Annotated in this window: 20 protein-coding genes; 10 read left to right on the top strand and 10 right to left on the bottom strand. The window is 44.2% G+C overall.

From position 1 onward, the window contains the following. Positions 1–154: 154 nt before the first annotated feature. Positions 155–2,611: an ABC transporter permease gene (locus tag NDJ01_RS22815; RefSeq protein WP_258587408.1), complete on the bottom strand. Its 2,457-nt coding sequence runs from the start codon at positions 2,609–2,611 to the stop codon at positions 155–157. Further along, the gene (locus tag NDJ01_RS22810) at positions 2,611–3,303 is read right to left on the bottom strand and encodes an ABC transporter ATP-binding protein (RefSeq protein WP_005395482.1); all 693 of its coding nucleotides are present in this window, start codon (positions 3,301–3,303) and stop codon (positions 2,611–2,613) included. The genes NDJ01_RS22815 and NDJ01_RS22810 overlap by 1 nt, the downstream gene beginning before the upstream one ends. On the opposite strand from NDJ01_RS22810, the gene tesA reads away from it, so the two are divergent. The 4 genes from tesA to NDJ01_RS22790 all read left to right on the top strand — a co-directional run bounded on the left by tesA (position 3,302) and on the right by NDJ01_RS22790 (position 9,004). Then, entirely contained in the window at positions 3,302–3,904 is a 603-nt protein-coding gene (gene tesA / locus NDJ01_RS22805) for a multifunctional acyl-CoA thioesterase I/protease I/lysophospholipase L1 (RefSeq protein WP_005395483.1), read from the top strand. The genes NDJ01_RS22810 and tesA overlap by 2 nt on opposite strands. 82 nt (positions 3,905–3,986) lie before the next feature. Continuing rightward, a complete protein-coding gene (fabV, locus tag NDJ01_RS22800; RefSeq protein WP_258587407.1) occupies positions 3,987–5,186 on the top strand; it encodes an enoyl-ACP reductase FabV in 1,200 nt (399 codons plus the stop codon). A 180-nt stretch (positions 5,187–5,366) separates the two neighbouring features. Then, the gene (locus NDJ01_RS22795; protein WP_152814681.1) at positions 5,367–7,277 is read left to right on the top strand and encodes an EAL domain-containing protein; all 1,911 of its coding nucleotides are present in this window, start codon (positions 5,367–5,369) and stop codon (positions 7,275–7,277) included. A gap of 71 nt (positions 7,278–7,348) precedes the next feature. Then, positions 7,349–9,004, top strand: coding sequence for an ABC-ATPase domain-containing protein (locus tag NDJ01_RS22790; RefSeq protein WP_167427493.1), 1,656 nt, complete (start codon positions 7,349–7,351; stop codon positions 9,002–9,004). Between the two features lie 82 nt (positions 9,005–9,086). On the opposite strand, the gene NDJ01_RS22785 is transcribed toward NDJ01_RS22790, so the two are convergent. Further along, positions 9,087–9,707 (bottom strand): DNA-J related domain-containing protein, encoded by a 621-nt coding sequence (locus tag NDJ01_RS22785; RefSeq protein ID WP_012842300.1) that lies wholly within the window; start codon positions 9,705–9,707, stop codon positions 9,087–9,089. A gap of 203 nt (positions 9,708–9,910) precedes the next feature. Continuing rightward, a complete protein-coding gene (locus tag NDJ01_RS22780; protein WP_005376329.1) occupies positions 9,911–10,750 on the bottom strand; it encodes an isopenicillin N synthase family oxygenase in 840 nt (279 codons plus the stop codon). A gap of 242 nt (positions 10,751–10,992) precedes the next feature. On the opposite strand from NDJ01_RS22780, the gene NDJ01_RS22775 reads away from it, so the two are divergent. Beyond that, the gene (locus NDJ01_RS22775; RefSeq protein WP_005395495.1) at positions 10,993–11,589 is read left to right on the top strand and encodes a DUF2238 domain-containing protein; all 597 of its coding nucleotides are present in this window, start codon (positions 10,993–10,995) and stop codon (positions 11,587–11,589) included. On the opposite strand, the gene cutA is transcribed toward NDJ01_RS22775, so the two are convergent. The 5 genes from cutA to NDJ01_RS22750 all read right to left on the bottom strand — a co-directional run bounded on the left by cutA (position 11,551) and on the right by NDJ01_RS22750 (position 14,596). Beyond that, positions 11,551–11,883 carry a divalent-cation tolerance protein CutA gene (gene cutA / locus NDJ01_RS22770; protein WP_031780471.1) on the bottom strand — a complete coding sequence of 111 codons (333 nt, stop codon included), beginning with the start codon at positions 11,881–11,883 and terminating at the stop codon, positions 11,551–11,553. The genes NDJ01_RS22775 and cutA overlap by 39 nt on opposite strands. A 14-nt stretch (positions 11,884–11,897) precedes the next feature. Further along, positions 11,898–12,149, bottom strand: coding sequence for a hypothetical protein (locus NDJ01_RS22765; protein ID WP_053349877.1), 252 nt, complete (start codon positions 12,147–12,149; stop codon positions 11,898–11,900). Beyond that, positions 12,133–13,842: an SgrR family transcriptional regulator gene (locus tag NDJ01_RS22760; RefSeq protein WP_047010405.1), complete on the bottom strand. Its 1,710-nt coding sequence runs from the start codon at positions 13,840–13,842 to the stop codon at positions 12,133–12,135. Before NDJ01_RS22760 ends, NDJ01_RS22765 begins: the two co-directional genes overlap by 17 nt. A 79-nt stretch (positions 13,843–13,921) precedes the next feature. Continuing rightward, positions 13,922–14,155 (bottom strand): DUF3389 domain-containing protein, encoded by a 234-nt coding sequence (locus tag NDJ01_RS22755; protein WP_005395503.1) that lies wholly within the window; start codon positions 14,153–14,155, stop codon positions 13,922–13,924. A gap of 6 nt (positions 14,156–14,161) precedes the next feature. Then, a complete protein-coding gene (locus NDJ01_RS22750) occupies positions 14,162–14,596 on the bottom strand; it encodes a hotdog fold thioesterase (protein WP_012842307.1) in 435 nt (144 codons plus the stop codon). A 203-nt stretch (positions 14,597–14,799) separates the two neighbouring features. Here NDJ01_RS22750 and NDJ01_RS22745 point away from each other — a divergent pair, with 203 nt between their 5' ends. Continuing rightward, entirely contained in the window at positions 14,800–15,588 is a 789-nt protein-coding gene (locus tag NDJ01_RS22745; protein WP_012842308.1) for a M48 family metallopeptidase, read from the top strand. 72 nt (positions 15,589–15,660) lie between these two features. Here NDJ01_RS22745 and NDJ01_RS22740 read toward each other — a convergent pair whose 3' ends face one another. Further along, on the bottom strand, positions 15,661–16,689 hold the full coding sequence (locus NDJ01_RS22740; protein WP_047010406.1) for a site-2 protease family protein: 1,029 nt from the start codon (positions 16,687–16,689) through the stop codon (positions 15,661–15,663). Positions 16,690–17,112: 423 nt separating this feature from the next. Between NDJ01_RS22740 and NDJ01_RS22735 the strand changes: the two genes are divergently transcribed. From NDJ01_RS22735 to NDJ01_RS22720, 4 genes are all read left to right on the top strand, one after another. Then, positions 17,113–18,357: an outer membrane protein transport protein gene (locus tag NDJ01_RS22735; RefSeq protein ID WP_012842310.1), complete on the top strand. Its 1,245-nt coding sequence runs from the start codon at positions 17,113–17,115 to the stop codon at positions 18,355–18,357. A gap of 20 nt (positions 18,358–18,377) precedes the next feature. Further along, the gene (locus NDJ01_RS22730) at positions 18,378–20,786 is read left to right on the top strand and encodes a VolA/Pla-1 family phospholipase (RefSeq protein ID WP_053808429.1); all 2,409 of its coding nucleotides are present in this window, start codon (positions 18,378–18,380) and stop codon (positions 20,784–20,786) included. Positions 20,787–20,920: 134 nt separating this feature from the next. After that, complete coding sequence (locus NDJ01_RS22725) at positions 20,921–21,130, top strand: YgdI/YgdR family lipoprotein (protein ID WP_005395509.1); 210 nt, start codon at positions 20,921–20,923, stop codon at positions 21,128–21,130. Between the two features lie 289 nt (positions 21,131–21,419). Continuing rightward, entirely contained in the window at positions 21,420–21,977 is a 558-nt protein-coding gene (locus NDJ01_RS22720) for a PhnA domain-containing protein (RefSeq protein WP_005395511.1), read from the top strand. Positions 21,978–22,049: the final 72 nt, after the last annotated feature.

Here is a 22,049-nt window from a genome sequence, read left to right as displayed (position 1 = left end):
ATAACAATCTCACTGTAAGACCCATGGCGCAAAGCCTGCAGAAACACCCCACTTTTTACCCCATTTAGTTATCCCAAAAGTTATCCACTGTTTTTGTGGATAACTAAAATAAAAGTGTCATGGAGTGTTCCACATTTAATAACATTTGCAGTGATTAAGTGTTTACTGGCGTTAACAATCTTTTCAACAAACTCATTACGACAAGTGCCAACGTAACAAATGTTGCCAGTGGTAAAGCTATCCACAATTCGGGGTGAATTTGTGCGTTCAGATCGAAGCCATATGTCATTACCGCGGCCACACAAACTTCCGCAGCGAATACGGCAACACCGCTAGCTATCAACGCCATAATGCCGTATTCGGCCCACAGAGTCGTATTGATCCGTTTTTTACTTGAACCTAATGTGCGATACAAGCGGATCTCCTGCTGACGTTGGGATAAGCTTAATCTCAATAGCGTAAAGATAAGTAGCAACCCCGCAACCACGCCTAAAAGAGCAAGAATAGTGATTGCCGATACGATTTGTTGAATCAAGTCCTGGATTTTTTCGCCCATGGTACGAATATCTAAAACAGATACCGTTGGGTGAGATCGAGACATAGACGTTAATAGTGCTTCGTTCCCTTCATCAATTCTATAACTGATGAGGTAAGAACCCGGTAGATTAGCCATAACGTCGGATGAGAAAATAAAGTAAAAGTTAGGCTTCATATCACGCCATTCAACATAACGAATGGTATCTACTACCGCATCGTAGTTCTGGCTATTAATAACAAAGCGCAGTTTGTCACCAAGTTCGATGCCCAAGTCATTTGCTACATCGGCTTCTACGGAGACACTCCCTTTATTTGTCCATTCACCCGCAAGCACATCATTATACACTGGCAGGCTGTTTCCCCACGTAAGGTTCAATTCACGACGTATTGCGTCAGAGCCTTCTCCTTCGTATTCAATCTCTTTGACGTTTTGACCATTAATCTCTGTCAATCGACCACGAATAATTGGATAAGCTTGTGACCGTGTAACCCCATTTTTATCTAAGGTTTCTAGGTAGCTATCGAGTTCGTAATCACCAATATTTAATGCGAAGACATTTGGCGCGTCTGCAGGTAAGGTTCTCTCCCAATCCGCGAGAATATCGCTGCGCACAAGCCAGATAATAGATAGCAGCATCAAAGACAACGCCAAAGCACCAAACTGCAGGCCACTGGTTACTGGCGTGCGGTTGATACGACTCAACGCAAGCTTCATGGCAGGTTGTGTTGAAATACGCGCAAACAATTTTGTGAGTGCGACGCTCACTGCAGCAAGCACAACAAACAGTACTGCAATACCAATAAGAACAATCCAAACTAAGGTATTATCAGCATAAAGCAAAAGTAATGGAACAACGGGGACTAGAACGAGCAACATTCGCTTCCAAGAACGTTGTGCTTTACCCTGCTGTAGCACTTCTAAGGCTGGAGTTTTAATCAAACCCAACAATGGTATGCCAAGGGCAGGAACGGTGATCAGGACCGCTGAGATAAACGACACTAGATATGGAGTGACGCCGTAACTAGGTAGAGGCTCGGGTAATAAGTCTTTGAGTGGAATGCGCAACAAGTACTCCAGCCCACTTCCCAACAATAACCCAACGACACTGGCGCTAATGAGCAGGATTGTGACTTGAATAAACAGCCATTTTTCAATCCATCGTCGACTTGCGCCAAGGCTTTTTAGCATCGCAATGGTTTGTGTTCGACTATTCACATAGTTTTGGCAAGTAAGAACCAATGTTGTCGCTGCCATAATGATGACAATCGCAACAGTTAGAGACAAATACTGCGTTGTTCGTTCAAAAACCTCATTGCTACGACTGGCAGTATCTTGCGTGCGCCAGCGATCGCTCGGAGAAAGCTGCGTATCATCTTGTAAGCTCTTTAGTGTTTTATCATCGGCTTGTAGAAACAGACGGTATTGAACTCGACTCCCGACTTGAATCGCTCCCGTTTTCTCAACGTCTTTTTGATGAATGTATGCAGAAGGCATTTGTTGAAATGGGTTAAAGCTTAATCCAGGTTCCATCAGCACTGCACCTGAAACCGTAAAATCGGCATCGCCTATAGTGACGCTGTCACCCGACTTGACGTCTAGTTGAGCCATAATCCGCTCATCAAGCCAGAGTTGGTTCTCTTTAACGCGACCGGATGGGTTGTTGTCTAGTACCAGTTCTCCCATTAAAGGGTAATTGTCGTCTACTGCCCTTACGGAAATCAACTGCATACCATTGTCGCTAAATGCCATCGTGGCAAATCGTGTCATCGTCGAACGTTCTAGGTTTTCAGTCGAGGATAACAACGTGTCAGGTATAGGATTAGCAGACACAAACACCGCATCCGCTGTCAATGCATCCTTCCCCTGTTTGACGATCACCTGCTCCATTCGCTCCGCTAATGCAGAAAGCGCAAAGATGCTCGCAATCACAAGAATAAGAGCAACGCTAATAGGCCAAAGGTTCCCCTGTCTTATTTCGCCGAAACTCCAATGTATTAGGCTTTTGTTTGACGAGTGTTTTATTGCACTGCTTCTTTCTGTCGATGTTGCTTCGCTTGATGATACTGCAGACATTACACCTCCTCCTTAAGCTCACCCGCTTCCATACGATAAATACGGTCACATCGACTTGCTAGGTGACCATCGTGTGTAACTAATATCAGCGTTGTTCCATGCTGCTCATTAAGATCGAATAGCAGCTCAATCACTTTGTCTGCGGTTTGATGGTCAAGATTGCCGGTAGGCTCGTCTGCGAACAACAGTTCAGGCTGTGTCATAAAGGCACGTGCTAGCGCGACACGTTGTTGTTCACCACCAGATAACTGACTTGGAAGATGATCGACACGTTTTTCCAATCCAACAGCGGTTAATAATTCGGCTGCTCTTGCTTCATCTTCGGCTTCACCACGTAAAAGACAAGGAAGCGTAACATTGCGTAATGCACTCAAGCTCGGGATTAATAAGAAACTTTGGAAAACAAAACCCAGAGAGTCAGCGCGAATTTTTGCGCGAGCTTCATCGTCAAGTTTTGATAACTCATGACCTAACAAGGTAATTTCACCTGATGTTGGTGTATCAAGGCCAGCTAACAACGTCATCAACGTTGACTTACCCGCACCGGAAGTACCGACGATGGCGATTTTTTCTCCTTTCCTGATGTCAACATTTACATCTTTGAGGATTGTTAATTGCTCTTGATTAGTAGAGACTTGTTTAGAAACCAAATTGGCTTGAACAATAGGTGCATTAAGTACAGGTGTTTGCATGATTCGTATACTTTCCTTAGTTCTATTTTTTTGTTTTTCCGCTACTGCACATGCGAGCGAAAAGCTACTTGTCTTAGGTGATAGCCTGAGCGCGGGCTATCAGATGCCGATCGAAAAGAGTTGGCCTAGCTTACTCCCTGATGCGTTGTCAGAACATGGTCAAGATGTAACAGTTATTAATGCCAGCATTTCTGGCGATACCACAGGCAACGGCTTAGCTCGATTACCGCAGCTGCTAACCCAGCACAGCCCTGATATGGTGCTCATTGAGTTAGGTGCCAACGATGGCCTGAGGGGTTTCCCTCCTAAACTTATTACGTCGAATCTCTCAAAAATGATTACCATGATAAAAGATTCAGGTGCGGACGTTGTCATGATGCAAATTCGAGTGCCACCTAATTATGGTAAGCGCTATAGCGATATGTTTTACGATATCTACCCTAAGCTTGCACAACATCAACAAGTTACCTTGATGCCATTCTTCTTGGAGCATGTGGTCATCAAACCCGAGTGGATGATGGATGATGGCCTTCACCCAAAGCCTGATGCACAGCCTTGGATTGCTGACTTTGTTGCTCAAGAATTAATTAAACATCTCTAATTTTAATGGTCTAGCTCAATAAGTTTTACTTAACTTTACGTTAATCTATTTTCAATTCCACTCATCGAGGATAGATAACAACATGCGAATAGACCCTTTAATTCAAGGTGTTGTTGCTCGCTCTGCTCACCCATACGGGTGTCATGCATCCATTAAAGAGCAAATTGAATACGTAAAACACGCCCCGCAGATCAAAAGCGGTCCAAAACGGGTTTTGATTATTGGTGCTTCCTCTGGTTTCGGGTTAGCGGCTCGTATTGCCCTCACCTTCGGAGGTGCTAAAGCTGATACCATTGGTGTCTCCTTCGAGCGCGGGCCTTCAGATAAAGGCGTTGGAAGTGCGGGTTGGTATAACAACATTTTTTTTAAACAAGAAGCAAATCACGCGGGGCGTACCGCCATCAATATTGTTGGTGACGCATTCACTGACTCTGTCCGCAATCAGGTGATTGAAGCCATTGAAACGTACTTTGAAGGTGAAGTTGATTTAGTCATCTATAGCTTAGCGACGGGTGTTCGACCTAAACCAGAGTCTGATGAGTTTTGGCGCAGTGTCATTAAGCCTATTGGTGAGTCTGTCACTGGCGCTTCAATTATGCTGGAGAACGATCAGTGGGTTGAAACCACTTTAACTCCCGCAACAGAGGAAGAGGCCGAAGCCACTATCAAAGTGATGGGCGGTGAAGACTGGGAAAGCTGGATTGATACACTGATTAATAACGACTCGATTGCACAAGGCTGCAAAACCATCGCGTTTTCTTACATGGGACCAGACGTTACGCACCCTATCTATCTCGATGGTACGTTAGGTCGAGCGAAAATCGATTTACACCAAACAAGTCACTCGTTGAATCTAAAACTTGCCAACTTTGACGGCGGTGCTTACGCAACAGTGTGTAAGGCGTTGGTGACGAAAGCCAGTGTGTTCATTCCTGCGCTAAGTCCCTACCTTTTAGCACTGTATCGAGTGATGAAGGAAAAAGGTACTCACGAACGTTGTATTGAACAAATGCAGCGACTGTTTACCACTAAATTGTACGATCAAGATAAAGTGCCTGTTGACGGCGAACGCTTAATCCGGATAGACGACTTAGAGCTTGACCCGCAAGTACAACAAGAAGTCCATGCTCTTTTAGAACAAATGAACGCCAATAACTTTAAAGAGATTGGTGATTACCAAGGCTTTAAAGATGAATTTATGAAGCTAAATGGCTTTAACTTTGAAGACGTCGACTATTCGCAAGACATTTCTATTGAGTCGCTAAAATCGCTTAAACCTTAATGCTTGTTATCTGTTTCAAGTATGAGATATGTGATAACTATTCCTAGTCCTGAACACTTTTCAGGACTTTTTTTTGTTTCAAGCCCCAGCCACCCTATACTTAATTAAAAACCGAGAACAAGATAGAGCAGTCTACATTTTAAATTCACAGGAAGTGAAACCACGTAAAGGATGACCTATATGGGGAGATTGCAAACATTAGATTATGAAATCCCTGAGTCTATGCAAAAAAGCTGGCAGGAAATCGTCAACTTACTGGCTCAAATAACGCACGTACCCACCACATTAATCATGCGTATCCATCCAGATCGTATTGAAGTCAACACATCCAGTGAAACTCAAGGTAACCCCTATCGTACTGGCGATGCTGAACTACTCGGGAACGGTTTGTATTGTGAGCATGTCATTGAGCATAAGAGCGAACTCATGGTTCCTAGTGCGCTCGAGGATGAAGAATGGTGCAATAACCCTGACATCAAACTAGGCATGATATCTTATTGTGGTTTACCGTTATTCTGGCCAAACGGAGAGACGTTTGGAACCATCTGCATGCTTGATTCCAAGAAGAATGAATACAGCGACACTTACCGCCAATTGCTCGGAACTTTCAAAGACTCAATCGAAGCGCAGCTCTCCGTCGTGTATCAGCAACACAAACTCCAGCGTCTTAATAATGAACTCAAAAATCGAGTTGAGAACCGTACTACTGACCTAGCGCAGTTGAGTTACTCCCTAACAAAAGAGATTGATCGTCGTAAGGCTGCAGAAAAACAAGTGAGCTACCAAAAAACACACGATCAGGGAACCGGATTCTTAAACCGCGCAGCACTGGAAAGTGTTGTCGGAGAGACACTCGGAACGTTGGATCATAGTCAGCAATCACTGCTCGTGATAAACATTGGCTTTAGTAATGCTCGCAGTATCCAAACCCGTTATGGCTTTGAGGCCTTTGACGAGATATTAAAAGAATTTCGGTATCGCCTTGGTAAACGAGAATCGAGTTATTTTGTTACCGGGAGGCCGAGCTCGAATGACCTTGTATTACTCATTTGGGGCAACGATATTGATATGAAATTGCGTAAGCTACTGGATGATATCACCAATATTGGCTTGGGAAGCTTTTATATAAAAGACACAGAGGTTCACCTCAACTCTTATATTGGTGTTGTACAAGCCCACCAAACCAGCAATGCCAAACAACTTCTTCAAAATGCATGCTATGCCATGCTGCTGTGTAAAGAGTCTGGCGAAGCGTATAGTTATTTTTGTGAAAGTCATTCGAATGAGCTAAACAACCACAATCAATTGGAAAGCTACTTATTGCAAGCGGTAAGAAATGACGACCTGATGCTGTACTTTCAGCCCAAAGTTCATCCCCATACTCACAAATGGATTGGCGCAGAAGCATTGCTGCGCTGGAGACACCCAATACTGGGCGACGTCTCTAACGAAGCATTAATACATATGGCCGAACAAAACGGGCTTATTTTTGAAGTTGGCTCTTTTGTTCTTCGTACCGCGATAGACAAAGCGAAACAGTGGTCGGAGTTAATTGATAATTTCAAAATTGCCGTTAACGTCTCTCCAATTCAATTACAAAACGTGAACTTTGCAGAGCAAGTGCAACACCTACTCGAATCCTTCCATTTACCAGCACATTTTCTTGAACTCGAGGTGACCGAGAGCGCTTTAATTGCCGACGAAATCGTAGCACGCACAACGCTAAACAAATTGCACGAACTAGGTGTGACATTGTCACTTGATGACTTTGGTACAGGGTACGCCTCTTTCAGCTATTTGAAGAAATACCCATTTGATGCCATCAAGATTGATAAGAGCTTTGTCCAGCAAATGGAAAAGTCGGACGATGATCGTGCGATCATTTGCTCTATCATACACATAGCTAAAAAACTGGACCTCCAAGTGGTTATTGAGGGCATTGAATCCCCCCAACAAGAGCAGTTTCTTATTGGTGAGGGTTGTGATATTGGGCAAGGCTTTCTCTATGGTAAACCGATGCCTTGTAATGAATTTGAGCAAAGTTTGTTTAATCAGCGTCTTTCAGGCGGACAATACGCCTACTCTTCCTAAGCATTCTCTTTACTAAGGTGGCGGTGGTTTCTATAATCGCCGCCCGCTTCTATTAAAAGGCCAATATCTTCATGGATCAGTTGACTGCCACGCTTAAGAAAATTGAAAAGCAGAACTACCGCGCTTATCAGCAAATCAAAGGTCAATACGACTTCACTGATTTCACTTTGTTCATCGATCACGTACAAGGAGATCCGTATGCTTCCGCGTCACGTTTTCGTGCAACTCGCGCCTGGTCCTTGACTGGTCTGGAATGGTTAAAAGACGAGTCCCCTGCTTTTCAACGAGCAGCACGTGACTTTATTGCGCGCAGTTTTGAGCAGTTTGCTAAACAAGAAAACTCCGTATCCATTTCATTGAATGGCCAAACTGTGTTGGATAGCACCGCAGTATTGTTTACCGAGGAAGGTATTGAACTGCGTTTTCGAGTTAACTTGCCTGCTGAAGGTCGTTCAGTGTTGGGGAAAAAAGCCAACAACATACTGACTTTCCATTTGCCTAAGTTTATCCGTCGAGCGACCTTAGAACGTGAACTCGACAAAGCAGCATTGATTGAGCATTGCCAAGTTGTTGAAGACCAAGATGCCCTGCGTGCACAGTTGGAAGCCAATAACCTAGTTGCGTTTGTCGCAAATGGCAGCATTCTTCCTCGAATTGCTGGCAACTGTGATCTCCCAATGAAAGAGGCGGTTGAGTTCAAGGCCCCTGAATCGCTGCAAGTGACTTTACATGCACCAAACAAAGGCCATGTCACGGGATTAGGGATTCCAAAGGGCATTACGCTAATCGTTGGTGGCGGTTTCCACGGTAAATCTACCTTACTGAATGCGATTGAGCGTTCGATTTACGACCATATTCCAGGAGATGGTCGTGAATACATCGTAGCTGATGAAAAGGCAATGAAGATCCGCGCCGAAGATGGTCGATGCGTGCATCATTTGAACCTGTCGAATTACATCAACCATTTGCCAATGGGTAAAGATACAGCGGACTTTTCGACTCAAGATGCATCAGGCTCAACATCACAAGCCGCTTGGCTTCAAGAGTCTATTGAAGCGGGTGCGAGCACGTTATTGATTGATGAAGACACCTCTGCGACGAACTTCATGATTCGAGATGAGCGTATGCAGGCATTGGTGGCAAAAGGTGATGAACCAATTACCCCTCTTGTCGATCGCATTGGTCAATTGCGAGATGATCTCGATATCTCTACCATTATCGTTATGGGTGGTTCAGGCGACTACTTAGACGTTGCCGACACAGTCATTCAGATGCACGACTACCAAGCGGTTGATGTGACAGAAAAAGCGAAAGAAGTGATCGCTCAGCACCCTACTCAACGTCATAACGAATCGGAAGAACGTTTACAAACCTTCCCGCCTCGCGCCCTGAATCGCGTTGCTTTGATGAATATTCTCACTGACGGTAAGTTCCGTGTGAATGCGAAAGGCAAAGAGTCACTTCGATTTGGCAAAGAGTTTACTGACCTTAGCGCTTTGGAACAGATTGAGTCCGCTGATGAAGTCAACACGATTGGCTGGTTATGGTTCCAAATCGCTCAGCTTCCAGGCTGGTGTAATCATCCAGCGAAGGAAATTGAAGAAATGCTGTCTGGTGAGTGGCATGCATCGCTCCCTAAACAAGGGGACTTAGCCAAACCACGCACACTAGACGTAATGGCTGCGCTTAACCGCATGAGAAAATCTCAGTTTAAGCCATCATGCTAGTTTTGATACGCTGATTGAGACAATCCAATGAAAAAAGGCAGCTAATAGTTAGCTGCCTTCCTTTATCTTTATTCATACCGAATCATTCGTTTCTCAGTACATTCCACGCTTCACAAAGAATTCTAAACCTTTCTGCATCACCATTCTCTCTATCTGGGTGCCAACGAAGCGCGAGTTTTCGCCACTGCTTTCTAATTTCTGCGGGTGTTGCATCAGGGTTAAGCTCAAACAGTGAGAGTGCTTTTGTTTTATCCACGCTGACTGTAGACGAACCACCAATGAATTTTTGATAAGTGGTCCAAAATTCATTCAACAATCGACGCACTTCATCTTCGTCCGCTTCGTAGTTGCGCCAATCCAGATAATATTCACGCAAAGGGTCGTTAATATCAACGATATGCCTCGAAGCTTCTAACGAAGACATCAGCTGGATATTCATCGCTTCAACTTGCAACCAGGCATCTGGGTAAAGCGTTTCTTGCAGTTGGTATAGCGCGTTCATGATTAAGAAATTTCGTTTGAATAAATCCTTATCAGGAGAATCATCCAATTTCGAAATGTAGCCCTGTTCACTCAACTTGCTTGCTAAGGTGTGAACTTTCCAATCGGAAGGCTGCTTTCTAAGAATTTCTAGCATTGGCCAAAGCAACGGGTTTTCTATTGCGTGAGTCTCAATACTACTGACCGTGCGTTGTCCTTCCATTCATCCTCTCTGTTTTTAATATTGAAGCATCACACTAATCTCAGAGAAAGCTGCTCATCTGTACTGGTAAAAATGCTTGCTGACGCGTGTTTCAGGCCCAATTTCTGTGGCACCGAATTAAGCGTGGGTATCATTTTGTACCATAAACAACAAAAGGCCGATAGTCATCAACCATCGGCCTTTGTAAGGAGATCACGTAAAGGTTAAATAACCCCTAGTTCACGTAAACGTTCCATAAGGTAGCTATGTGCGGTGTAGCGCTCTGACAAAACCACTTCTGGCTTTGGATGCAAGAACAACGGCAATGAAATACGCGACTTTTCTTGACGGCCACCCGTTGGGTTGATTACACGGTGAGTCGTTGAAGGAAAGTAACCGCCCGACGCTTCTTGAAGCATATCACCAATGTTGATGATTAAGTTTCCGAAGTCACAGGGTACATCTATCCAATCACCTTCTTTGCTCTTTACTTGCAGTCCAGGCTCATTAGCGGCTGGCAGAACCGTTAGTAGGTTAATGTCTTCATGCGCGGCAGCACGGATAGCGCCTGGCTCTTCTTCGCCTGTCATTGGCGGGTAGTGAAGAACGCGTAGTAATGTTTTGTCGCTGTTATTGATCATTTCTGACAACGCGATAGAAAACTTCTCTTGAACGTCCTTAGGTGCGTACGCTTCAACCCAGCCTAATAGCTCCTGAGCAAATGCATTCGCCCGCTCATAGTACTCTAAGATTTCAGCTTTAAGTTGCTCTGGGATCTGGCCCCAAGGGTAAACATGAAAGTACTCTTTGATGTCTTTCACTTTGTGCCCTTTCGCTACTTCAGACACAGAAGGTGGGAAGTAGCCATCTTGGGTGTCTACGTTAAAGTGAAAATCATTCTTTTGATCTGAACAGAAAAACTCATGCCAGTTTTTGTAAATTGACTCTACAAGCTCTTGTGGAATCGGGTGGTTTTTCAACACACCGAACCCTGTTTCGCGCAGAGAGGTAACGAACTGTTGAGCAGCATCGTCAGCAAGATAATCGACAGTTTCCAGTTTCATGGCTTTACTTCTTTTTTATTAGACTGAATCACGGATTCTATGGATGGGCATGTTGTAAATCAAACTTTAATGAAAAGTGCACGCGCAAACGTTTTAATGTTGAGCAGTTTGGCAATAAATCAACATTTTCAGTGATCAAAAACACCATCAAAATAACAATTGCACACCGTTCAATTAAGTGTAATCATTACCCAAGTCTATGGAGTCCCACTGTAAGATAAATTGAAGGATCAAGTAACTCTATGAAAAGCACCTCGACACTCTTAGGATTGACGATTTTTTATGCCATCGTGTTTTTATTTTCTGCGTTAGAACCTAACTCACGTGCCGTTTGGTTTGCAGAGATTATCCCAGCAATTGGTATTCTTGTTGCTATTTGGGCAATCTCGATTCGCTATCAATTCAGTAATACGGCTTACTTTTTAATGTTCATCTGGCTCTGTTTGCACACTATCGGAGCGAAATATACGTTTTCCGAAGTACCATTTGACTGGTTTAACGACATGATTGGTTCAGATAGAAACAACTTTGATCGCGTTGCGCACTTTTCGATTGGCCTTTATGCGTATCCGATAGCTGAATACTTGATACACAAGAACAAGTTCAACAAAACGTTCTCTTGCTGGTTTGCTTTGTTTGCGATCATGTCGCTTGCAGCAGGCTATGAGATTATCGAATGGTGGTATGCAGAATTGGCTGGTGGCGATGAAGGAATCGCCTTTCTGGGCTCGCAAGGTGACATATGGGACGCCCAGAAAGATATGTTGTGCGACACCGTTGGTGCAGCGTTGTCGCTGTTTTTAATGTCGGCTCAGCGTCGATTCTCTCAGCCACTCTAAATAAGGGTTAAACCCATCAACAATTGGAACCTGTACGATCTGTGCTACTTCATATTCGTGCAGGTTTTCTATTTTCTCTTCCACCAATTCATAGAGCTCTCGGCGAGTTTTGATCACCAGCAACCATTCGTTGTCAGTACAAATCTCCCCTTTCCACACATAGTGACTTTCAATAGGCATCGTTTGAATACACGCGGCTAATTGGGCATCTAGCAAACCTTTAATGATCTGATCTCGATTTTTTTCGTTGCTGGTTGTGCTTAACACCATGCAGTAGTCATGTTTTATACTCATTTTCTAGCCCTTCATTATTTCATTGTCACTTTGCCGCCAATCATTTTGTAAGCGGGCGTTCCTCTCACTAGGGTATCTCTTGCAAACTCTTGCCCGCAACTGGGACAGATGCATGGGGTTTGTGTGAAATCGTCAACAATGCGCTCTTTGAAGCATTTGACCAGTGCGCCTTTTCCGCCTTTACGGTACTTGAATAGTTGAGTTTTACACTTTGAGCAATAGATATCGACAGTTTTCGTCGGCTGTTTCTTATTCGGTTTCGCCATGATTATTTTCTATATCAGGTTTTACCCATACGTTATTAAAGTCAAACCAACCTAAGGCATTACACTTTGCATTTTGTAAGGCACCGCTGTGGTCTTTATTGACACCCAACCAGCAGTGAAACATCGGAATCACCTGACAACTTTTTACCAACTGACGTCCTAGCTCACGTGCAGGGAAGTCTGGATAAACACCAGCACGCCACTGATCAACGAGCTTCGCCCATTCGCTAAAATCGTAACCAGAACTGAATTTCTCAATATCACTGTAATCCAGAAGCCAGCCAGCCAACGCGTCATTTCGATTCGTTGCAATGCCCATGGCTTTCACCCAAATATCCACTTCCTCCGGTGCGGGCGGTTGAGAATCATAACGAATAAACTCGACCTCTATACCGTGCGGTTTTAAGAGTGTCTTGATGGCCTTGGCAACTACTGGAAACATCGGATGCTTTTTCTGATACGCCACGTAAATCACCTTATCAGCCTGCGGCACGGTTCCCGCCTCTGCTGGCCTAAGGTCAATCCAACCTGGCTTAAGGCCAAAGGCTTGCAATACTCCCAGTTCCATCACTTTATCCTGAGGAACATGAGCATAAATTTGGTGACTGTTGAGAGTTTGTGATAGGAATTCTGCCCAGCGAGGGTCTTTTGCAATCCCGGTGTTTTTGTTTAGTAATAGGAATGTACAGCCAGGATCAAGCTCGACCTCATCAGATGAACCTTGTTTATCCATCTTTGGCTTAGACAAGCTTGGATAGACCATTGAAGAGTACGCTTCATCAATTACCCACACCTCAACTTGGTCCAGTAAGGGACGAAAGCCAAAGTAGCCATCAAAAGCAGTCAAAATGAGACGCTTATCATCATTCATTTTAACTTGGAACGGCCCAGTCCCTATTGGTTGTCTATCGAAGTTTTCTGAACGCAAAGCGCTTGGTAGCAAAATTTTTGCTTGCGACTCACTCAGCGCCAAAGGCAGGTAGCGATCAGGACGGACGAGTTCAATATCGACGGTCCATTCCTGTGGTGAAGATACCTTTTTTATATGAGAAAACAGGTTCAGGCTACTTAGTGCAAGCACACTTTCAAGTACACAACTGGTTGATAACGGTTCACCATTATGAAAACGCACTCCACGACGAAGATAAAAACGCCAGTGCGTATCAGAAATGGCTTCCCATGTGTGGGCTAAATCTGGCTGAAGTTGTTCATTTTCATCAAGGCGAGTTAGCCCGCTAAAAATTTGTCTGGCGATGTGCTGTTCTGAACGCCGCATCGGTTTCTGTGGGTTTAACATCGCCAATGGTCGATAATATGGCAAACGTACCACCTGTTCGCCCTGCCGATGCTGAAGCCCTAAATAACCCTGAATAACCTGCGTTAATCGAGCCGCGTCGTTATCAAGCGCATCTAGAGCCTGGCCAATTTTCCCTTCGTCGAGATAACGTCTGGCGAGGTTTTCACTGACATCGCTACGATTACGTTTGAAAACGAGTTTTGAGAGTTTTCCTCGACCCGCCGCTGGATGCCATTCAATCCAGCCCTCCTCTTCTAATTTATTGAGAACAATACGGGCATTGCGACGTGTACAAAACAGCGCTTCGGTAATGTCTTCTAGCTGAACGTCCGTATCGTGACCGGCGAATTTTTCAAACAGTGTTTCGAACTGAACACGTAAACGAGGGCTACTCATAAAGAGGAAATTCTTATCTTATTGTTGATAAGCTAAGTTTCCTCATTTTTATCAAAAAGTGCAAACGTCACGCAGTAAATTATTGAATATCGATGCCAATTTCTCGTGCAAGATCGGCAAGTTGTTCCTCATTATCCAGCTTGATAGACCATTTACACTCTGCACCATGAGATAAAACAACGTTCGCTCCTCTACCCAGTAACTGGATAGAATCGGTTTGCGCTTGTAAGGTTACCATTGCACTGCCGGAGAGCTTAATCACGATTTCACGCTGGGTAGCAATGATTTTTCCTAATGAAAACTCAATCACCATCTTGCTTTATACCGACTTCGTTTTATGTTGCTTCACTGCGATAGTTAAGCGACTGGTACACACTAATCGGCCTCGTTCATCAGTTATGTCGATTTGCCACACTTGTGTTGAAACGCCAAGGTGTACGGGTTTTGCCGTACCAATCACATGACCACTTCGCATTGCACGTACATGGTTCGCGTTGATATCCAAACCGACACAGTAACTCCCCTCATCGACAGAGAAATTTGCAGCTAAAGAGCCTAATGTTTCTGCGAGTACAACAGAAGCGCCACCATGAAGCATTCCTAAAGGTTGATGAGTAAAACTACATACAGGCATGGTTGCTGTAAGGGAGTCATCCGTGAAATCTGTGTATTCAATTTGTAGGTGCTCGATCAGGGTATTTTTTGATGTAGCATTCAGAATCTCTATGCTAACGGGCTTTTTCCATATACTCATTGTTTTACTCTTAATTTCACAAATTGGTTTGTCGGATTGTAACGATTTATTAGAGAGCTAGCATAGACTTTACTTAGGTCTAACTTCAAGGTGTAACATCTTGGCCTCCTTGCCAGTTGATGAATAATTTGATCCATGCATCGTGTTACTATTTGGGTATATACTATTGCTTCAAAACAAAAATAATTTAGATGGAGCCTATTATGAAGGTATGGATGAAAGCCTCTGCTCTTTTAACTATCGCGGGCTTAACGGCATGTAGCGCATCACCGACCGGCCGTAATCAGATCCTGATGTTTTCAGATCAAGAAATGTCATCGCTTGGCGCCAAATCTTTCGAACAAATGAAGAAAGATATCCCAATCAGCAAAGATCGCAAAACGAATGCCTACGTACAATGCGTTGCCAAACACATCACTGACACCATCCCTGCGCAAGCTGGATTTAAAGATTGGGAGGTGGTTGTTTTTGATAGTGAACAAGTCAATGCGTTTGCTCTACCTGGTGGGAAGATCGGCGTTTACACCGGGCTTTTAGGTGTCGCGAAAAACCAAGATCAGTTGGCAACAGTCATTGGTCACGAAGTCGCTCACGTCCTTGCTGACCACAGTAATGAACGCCTTTCACAAAGCCAGTTAGCAAATGCGGGATTGTCTCTGGCAAACGTTGCTATAGGAGCTTCCGAGTACAAACAGTATCAGCAAATGACGATGGCGGCACTTGGTGTCGGTGTCCAATACGGTGTTATTTTACCATACGGTCGTACACAGGAATCCGAGGCTGATATTGTCGGGCTTGAGTTTATGGCAAAAGCAGGCTTCGACCCACGTCAAAGTGTCGATTTATGGAAAAATATGAGTGCTGCATCCGGTGGCTCTCAACCGCCTGAATTCTTCTCAACTCACCCATCGCACAGTACGCGTATTAAAGATTTACAAGCAACCATAAATAAGTTGCCTGCGTATAACGCGAAAGCGCCAAAATGTGGCTAAACTTCTGCTACCAGTGTCTATTTTTCGCAAAAAAGCTCCCTAGGGAGCTTTTTAATGGGTATAAGGAATAGTTTAAGTACCCAGTATCTGTAGTGGCAAGCTCAACAGGCTATCTCCAAGGGTAGCAAAATACCAAATGATAGCGACAAAACCACCGACAGAAACCAAGTACCAAGCAAGTGAGAAGAGTTGTCCGTAACGGGTTAACGGCAATAAATGACTATGATGTCGACCTCTCCATTCCATGACCACTTCTAGCATCCCCATTAACAATAAAAACCCTAGCAACGTCAGCCCGAAAGAATAGCTGATAAAAATACCCAACAAGGCAGCAGCTATACTGCCGACTAATCCAACCCAAGTGTTCATCGAGAAGGTAATGCTTTTGAGTACATGACCACCATCTAGTGGCAGAATAGGCAACAGATTAAACAGGTTTAGTAACGCGTTAAACACTGCTAGGCCAGCGAAGAGCACCTCTCCAGTCATCCAATAAAGCAAAGTAAACGCGATGCTAAGAACTAAACCAAAAAATGGTCCCATAATCGAGATAACCACATCTTGCCAGCGTGTGTTGATCTTTTCATCACTCAGCGCTAAACCGCCAAGAAATGGAATCAAATAGATGCCCTTGGTCTTCATTCCAAAGTACTTCATCGCTCTAATATGGCCATACTCATGGAAAACTAAACATGCGATCAAAGCTAACGCGAACTCGATAGAAAATAGCCAAGAATATGCAGCAAGACTTGCAGATGCTAACGCCACTTTGATGACTTTCGCACTCTTGAGTGCTTTCATTCCAAGCGATACTAGCCCTATCACACTTAAACGCTTTTCTGTTGGCGGCTCAACTTCTGGTACTTGGCGTTCGATGTCTTTTTCATTTCGGCAACCTTCGCTAATAAGCTCATCGTTAATTGTGACCTTGTAACTCAATTCAAACGGTTGCCATGTTAATGAACACTCCAAATGGCATACCAGGACTTCCTCCCCAGCAGAGAGTCTAAACTGGTGAAGGCAAGTGTCTGCAACATTATCACTGGCATCTATTTGGGACACCAAGGTGTTATCCCAATATAACTGCTGCCAACCAGCCATCGATCCTTCGAGCCTTAACGAACGACCTAAAAATTCAACATTCAGTAATTCCAACACGATTCCTATTGCGTCTATTGAATAACAACAAAGCGAGGCGCGAATTATGCCTGCTAAGTACAGAAACGGCAAAGCCCGCTATCTCTTGGTTTGAATGCCATTTAACCATAAAGCCCGTAAAACAATTCTGGTCGTACCATTCTCTTAAAAAATATAACGATAATACATGCCCTTACGAATCACCGTTTGACCTATGCATCATATTTAAAACGCAAAATACGCTCAAACTTTGACAAGCTATTAAACATACAATTAACATTACATTTACATCACAGTTGTATTTCACGTATTAACAACTGGTGTAAGTATCACACAACAATTACAAGGACTTCGGTCCAACACTATGACACCCTAGGAGGGTCAAGGATGAACAAGAAGCACTGCTCTCTGCTTACAATTTCAATATTGTTTGCGTGTAATGCCCATTCAGCGGGCTTCCAGGTAGCTGAGCATTCAGCATCTGGTCTTGGTCGAGCATTTTCAGGTGAAGGAGCGGTCGCAGACAATGCCAGCGTTCTTGCACGAAACCCAGCAGCGATGACGCTTTTCAAAGAAGCTCAATTCTCGGGCGCGTTATCTATCATCGATCCTGAAGTCGATGTGTATGACACAGTTAACAAAGAACATGCAAAAGATGTTGCCCCTTTACAAGTCGTGCCAGCGGGTTATTACATCAGCCCTATCAACGATAACTGGGCTTGGGGTATCGGTATGTTCACCACATACGGTGTTGCTACTGATTATCCAGATGATATTTCTGCGGGTGACATGGCAGGTGACACTTCCCTACTTTCAGTAAACATTAATCCTAATGTTGCTTACCGTATTAACGAGTCTTTCAGTGTCGGTGGCGGTATCAACCTAGTGTACGCGGAAGCGGAGCTGACTCGTCACAAAGGCGCACTCGCCCGTATTTTAGGTGGTAATAAGTCCGATAACCTTGTCGGCATGGAAGGCGAAACTTTTGCTTGGGGTTGGAATATTGGCGCTTTGTACGAGCTAAATGAAAACAACCGTTTTGGCTTTGGTTACCGTTCTAAAGTTGATCTAGATTTTGACGACGGTGAGTTTAGTAGTTACGACTCAGGCCGAGCTCCATCACCAAAAGTGGATGGCCGTTTAAAAATCTCTCTCCCTTCAATTATCGAATTATCGGCTTTCCATCAACTGAATGAACAATGGGCAGTACATTACGGCTGGCAACAGACCGATTGGAGCACATTTAAAGAACTGAAAGCGACGAGCCCTCAATGTAATGATGGAACTGCTGGTCAATGTTTCTACAAACCAGAGAAATACGAAGACAACAACCGTTATTCTATTGGTGCAACTTACACCCTCAATGCGGATTGGACATTCCGTGCAGGCTTTGCATACGACGAACAAGCAGGTGAAGCCACATTGAGCATCCCTGACAGTGACCGTTTTTGGTACAGCGCGGGCCTAACTTACGCAATGAATGAGAATTTAACTTTCGATGCAGGCTTTGCACTTGTTAAGAGTAAATCAGGCTCTTTCACCGAGACAAATGCTCAGGATGAAGAGATCAAGTTCGACTCTGAAGGTACTGCTTACATCAGCGCGGTACAGATGAACTACACCTTCAAATAATGGGATTACGGAGTAAACCAATGAAACACACGTTTAAATTATCAATGCTTTGTTCTGCAATCCTTCTTGCTGGTTGTGGTGACAATACATCAAGCTCTGGTACTTCCGACAAAGTTCAATTTGAAGATGAAGTCCAAGCACTGCTCGACCGTGGAACATCTATCAGCTTTACGCTTCAAGGGGCGAATGCGGATGTACCTGCGCCCTCTTACTTATTAATGGACACAACAGATGGCACGCTTGGTCTGCCAACTGACGGTGATGATGCCTTAACCAACCCTAGAGCCTCGATGAATACGATGGATGGATGGTCAACGTCTATGCCAATCGTTCTGAACTTTAAAGGCGATGGTTTTGCAACGGGTATGCTGCCGTCTGGTATTAAAGTCATCAAGATTAATCAACGTTTAACCGAGTGGGATGGTAAGTCTAATCCAATCGAAGACGTTCTCGTTCAGAACCAAGACTACGTTGTTCAAGCAAAAGGCAACTCTCTATATATCCAGTTCATGGATGCGCTTGATGAGTCAAGCGAGTACATTTTTGCAGTAACACAAGATGTTACAGACGTGAATGGTGAGCCAATCGGTACATCAGCCAGTTACGCGACAGGTAAATCGAAAGAAATCGTTTATGAAACTGGTGCTCTTGCTTCTATTCAAGCGGTGACACAAGCGGTAGAAGGCATTTTTGGTATCGCCAAAGTAAACCCTGACGACATCGTTTACTCCTCATGGTTCAGCACTCAGTCTGTAGGTGACACTTTGGCGGCGGTTAAAGGTGTAACGGCAACCGGTTTCTCAACGGGTGCAAATACACTAAACGCCGTTTACAAAAACGATGCGAACGAAGGTTCAGTAGATTTATCAACAGCCTACACAATGACACTTGGTGCAACCCAAGACTTTAGCACTGCGCTAGACGCTGACGATGACTTTAGTAAGTACGTTAGTGACCTAGACGCGGCAAAAACGGCAATTAAAGGCCTTTATGCGAAGTCAGGTTCCGATGTAAATGTGACTCAAGGTGTGGTCAGACTGCCTCATTATCTAGAAAAAGGGGCAAACTGGAACATGCAGCCAATGGTATCTGCGATGCCAAGCCTAGCGAAGCTAAGTGCAGCACTGGCGGATCCGAACGAGCAAGCGAACATGGTCCAGCAGCTATCAACCGGCGTTTTCGCAAATAACCCTGTTGACGTGACAAAGCTTGCAACCGATCCTACAGAGCAGCTAAAACTGGTGGGTGCTAAACTCACATTAAGCGATGGTACCCAACTCGACAGTGAACGTACTGTGACTCGCTACTCCCCAGTTCCAGTCGTTAAATCGGTAGAGGATGTCGAAGTACTTGTCTTCACACCTAAATCTGGTGTCGCGACCGACGTTGTGATTTATCAACACGGCATCACTTCAGCGAAAGAGAATGCGTACGCGTTCGCGTTCAATATGGTAAAAGCAGGTGTGGCTGTTATTGCTATTGACTTACCTATTCATGGCACACGTAGTTTAGATGAACAACGTTCCGCAAATGCGAATGTACTGGCTTATCTAAATCTTTCCAACTTAGCCGTTGCGCGTGACAATCTACGTCAAAGTGTTCTGGATGTGTTAGGTTTGCGCGCTAGCTTGGTAGTATCGGCGCAAGGCGGTCTTTTAGCTGGAGGTCCTCTGCAAGGCTTCAACCCAATGACAGGTTCAAAAGTCAAAATGCTAGGTCATTCACTTGGCGGTATTGTGGCTACATCTGCCGTCGCAGCAGCAAACAATACATTGGGCAGCCCTACTGCGGATGCGCTGTACACCTTTAGCTCTGCATCAGTACAGAACTCTGGTGGACAAATTGGTAATTTGTTACTAGGTTCAGACAATTACGGCCCTCAGATCAAACATAACCTCGCTTATGCAGCATCAAAAGACTATGCGAATTACGCTGATGCATCATGTGCGGATCTAGAAGATAAAACATGTTACGAAGCATTTGAGGCTGCGGCAACGGAAGCTCAAGTAGCAGCGCTAGAAGCAGGTTTTTCACAATTTATCTACGCGGCACAGACTACACTAGACACTGTCGATCCGTTCACAAACGCTTCAGATTTAGTGGCATCTGGTTCACTAACGACACCATTCTTTATGACAGAGGTGGATGGTGATAGCACAGTACCAAACAGCGTTCCAAATGCACCATTCGCGGGTACTGAACCGATTGCTAATAAGCTAGGGTTGAAGACTGTGAACAGTACGGACACTACTGTGAATGCAACTGCGAGCTTTGTACAGTTTAATGCTGCTGCATCGCACAGTACTTTTGCTTCGCCAAATGGCACTCTGTCTGATATTGACCATCACGTTGAGATGCAAATGGAAAACACAGACTTCTTAATGGATGACACTTTAACGGGTGTGACTAATACTTCCGTTCTGAAGTAATCGTATTACCTCTCTTACCAAAGCCCAGTTTCGACTGGGCTTTTTCGTTCTCTATCATAAAAACCGTCCCGTATATCCTTTGCTATAGTTAAATCGGTGCCGTACCTAACTTACTTGTTTGAAAGGAAAACTCTATGCGCATATTCACTATAGTGGCCACTGCTTTACTTCTTGCTGCATGCGGAAGTAGCCAATATCTTATGTCGACAAATGAAGGGAAAATTATTACTTCTTACGGAAAACCAGACCTTAACGAAGAAACGGGTATGTACGAGTATGAAGACATGGATGGGAAAGAAATGAGCATTTCAAAAGATCAAATTGTGCAGATTATTGAACGCTAGCAATATGCCCTCTATGTATTTAGAGGGCTCTCCCCATACTTCTGAGCGCAGTTAATACTCACAACGAACCTCTAACTTCCTCAAGAAATGAAGCAACCAATTCATCATTCAAAGCAATCAATGCATTTTCTTATATACAGGTATTATTTGTTTAGCGAATATTTTACATCTTCACCCTAATCAGGTTGGAATATTGTAAAATCTCGGCTTTAATTCGCTAACACCCTTTTATTTCTCAGGATAAAGTGGATAATACCGCCACAAAATAACATTACTAAGGTGAGTCCTTATGTCTATTGAAGCTACTCTGCTTGCGCGCTGCGAGTCAAAATGTGAACTGTGTTCTTCTGAATCTCAACTAACAGCATACGCTGTCCCACCTCACGGTAACGTGACCGTTGATACTGCTATCATGGTTTGTGATAAGTGTCTGGGTGAGATCGATGAGCCAAAAGACATTAACCACTGGCGTTGTCTAAACGAAAGCATGTGGAGCCAGGTTCCTGCAGTACAAGTGACAGCATGGCGCCAACTCACTCGCCTAAACTCTGAAAGCTGGGCTCAAGATGCTCTTGACATGATGTACATGGAAGAAGAGCAAATGAACTGGGCGATGAAGGGTATGTCTGATGATGACAAAACGCTGGATTGCAACGGCACTGAACTTAAGAAAGGTGACGATGTAACGGTAATCAAAGACCTACCAGTTAAAGGCACTAACCAAGTAATCAAACAAGGCACAGTGATCCGTGGTATCAGCCTTGGTGATGATCCGAAACTAGTTTCGGGCAAGGCAAATGGCGGTCAGTCAATGTACGTGATCGCAGAATACTGCCGTAAGAAGTAATATCGTATTACTCTACAAGTCAAAACGGGGCACTATTAGTGCCTCGTTTTCATTTCTAATGAACACCAATTT

This window comes from Vibrio sp. HS-50-1 (genome assembly GCF_024747315.1).
In the GTDB taxonomy this organism is placed as follows: Bacteria; Pseudomonadota; Gammaproteobacteria; order Enterobacterales; family Vibrionaceae; genus Vibrio; species Vibrio diabolicus.
This window is presented reverse-complemented; position numbering and strand designations above follow the sequence as displayed.

Coding starts and splice junctions, on each gene's coding strand:
- NDJ01_RS22815 (WP_258587408.1), bottom strand. CDS start 2,611: ATGTCTGCAGTATCATCAAGCGAAGCAACATCGACAGAAAGAAGCAGT.
- tesA (WP_005395483.1), top strand. CDS start 3,302: ATGATTCGTATACTTTCCTTAGTTCTATTTTTTTGTTTTTCCGCTACT.
- NDJ01_RS22810 (WP_005395482.1), bottom strand. CDS start 3,303: ATGCAAACACCTGTACTTAATGCACCTATTGTTCAAGCCAATTTGGTT.
- fabV (WP_258587407.1), top strand. CDS start 3,987: ATGCGAATAGACCCTTTAATTCAAGGTGTTGTTGCTCGCTCTGCTCAC.
- NDJ01_RS22795 (WP_152814681.1), top strand. CDS start 5,367: ATGGGGAGATTGCAAACATTAGATTATGAAATCCCTGAGTCTATGCAA.
- NDJ01_RS22790 (WP_167427493.1), top strand. CDS start 7,349: ATGGATCAGTTGACTGCCACGCTTAAGAAAATTGAAAAGCAGAACTAC.
- NDJ01_RS22785 (WP_012842300.1), bottom strand. CDS start 9,707: ATGGAAGGACAACGCACGGTCAGTAGTATTGAGACTCACGCAATAGAA.
- NDJ01_RS22780 (WP_005376329.1), bottom strand. CDS start 10,750: ATGAAACTGGAAACTGTCGATTATCTTGCTGACGATGCTGCTCAACAG.
- NDJ01_RS22775 (WP_005395495.1), top strand. CDS start 10,993: ATGAAAAGCACCTCGACACTCTTAGGATTGACGATTTTTTATGCCATC.
- cutA (WP_031780471.1), bottom strand. CDS start 11,883: ATGAGTATAAAACATGACTACTGCATGGTGTTAAGCACAACCAGCAAC.
- NDJ01_RS22765 (WP_053349877.1), bottom strand. CDS start 12,149: ATGGCGAAACCGAATAAGAAACAGCCGACGAAAACTGTCGATATCTAT.
- NDJ01_RS22760 (WP_047010405.1), bottom strand. CDS start 13,842: ATGAGTAGCCCTCGTTTACGTGTTCAGTTCGAAACACTGTTTGAAAAA.
- NDJ01_RS22755 (WP_005395503.1), bottom strand. CDS start 14,155: ATGGTGATTGAGTTTTCATTAGGAAAAATCATTGCTACCCAGCGTGAA.
- NDJ01_RS22750 (WP_012842307.1), bottom strand. CDS start 14,596: ATGAGTATATGGAAAAAGCCCGTTAGCATAGAGATTCTGAATGCTACA.
- NDJ01_RS22745 (WP_012842308.1), top strand. CDS start 14,800: ATGAAGGTATGGATGAAAGCCTCTGCTCTTTTAACTATCGCGGGCTTA.
- NDJ01_RS22740 (WP_047010406.1), bottom strand. CDS start 16,689: ATGGCTGGTTGGCAGCAGTTATATTGGGATAACACCTTGGTGTCCCAA.
- NDJ01_RS22735 (WP_012842310.1), top strand. CDS start 17,113: ATGAACAAGAAGCACTGCTCTCTGCTTACAATTTCAATATTGTTTGCG.
- NDJ01_RS22730 (WP_053808429.1), top strand. CDS start 18,378: ATGAAACACACGTTTAAATTATCAATGCTTTGTTCTGCAATCCTTCTT.
- NDJ01_RS22725 (WP_005395509.1), top strand. CDS start 20,921: ATGCGCATATTCACTATAGTGGCCACTGCTTTACTTCTTGCTGCATGC.
- NDJ01_RS22720 (WP_005395511.1), top strand. CDS start 21,420: ATGTCTATTGAAGCTACTCTGCTTGCGCGCTGCGAGTCAAAATGTGAA.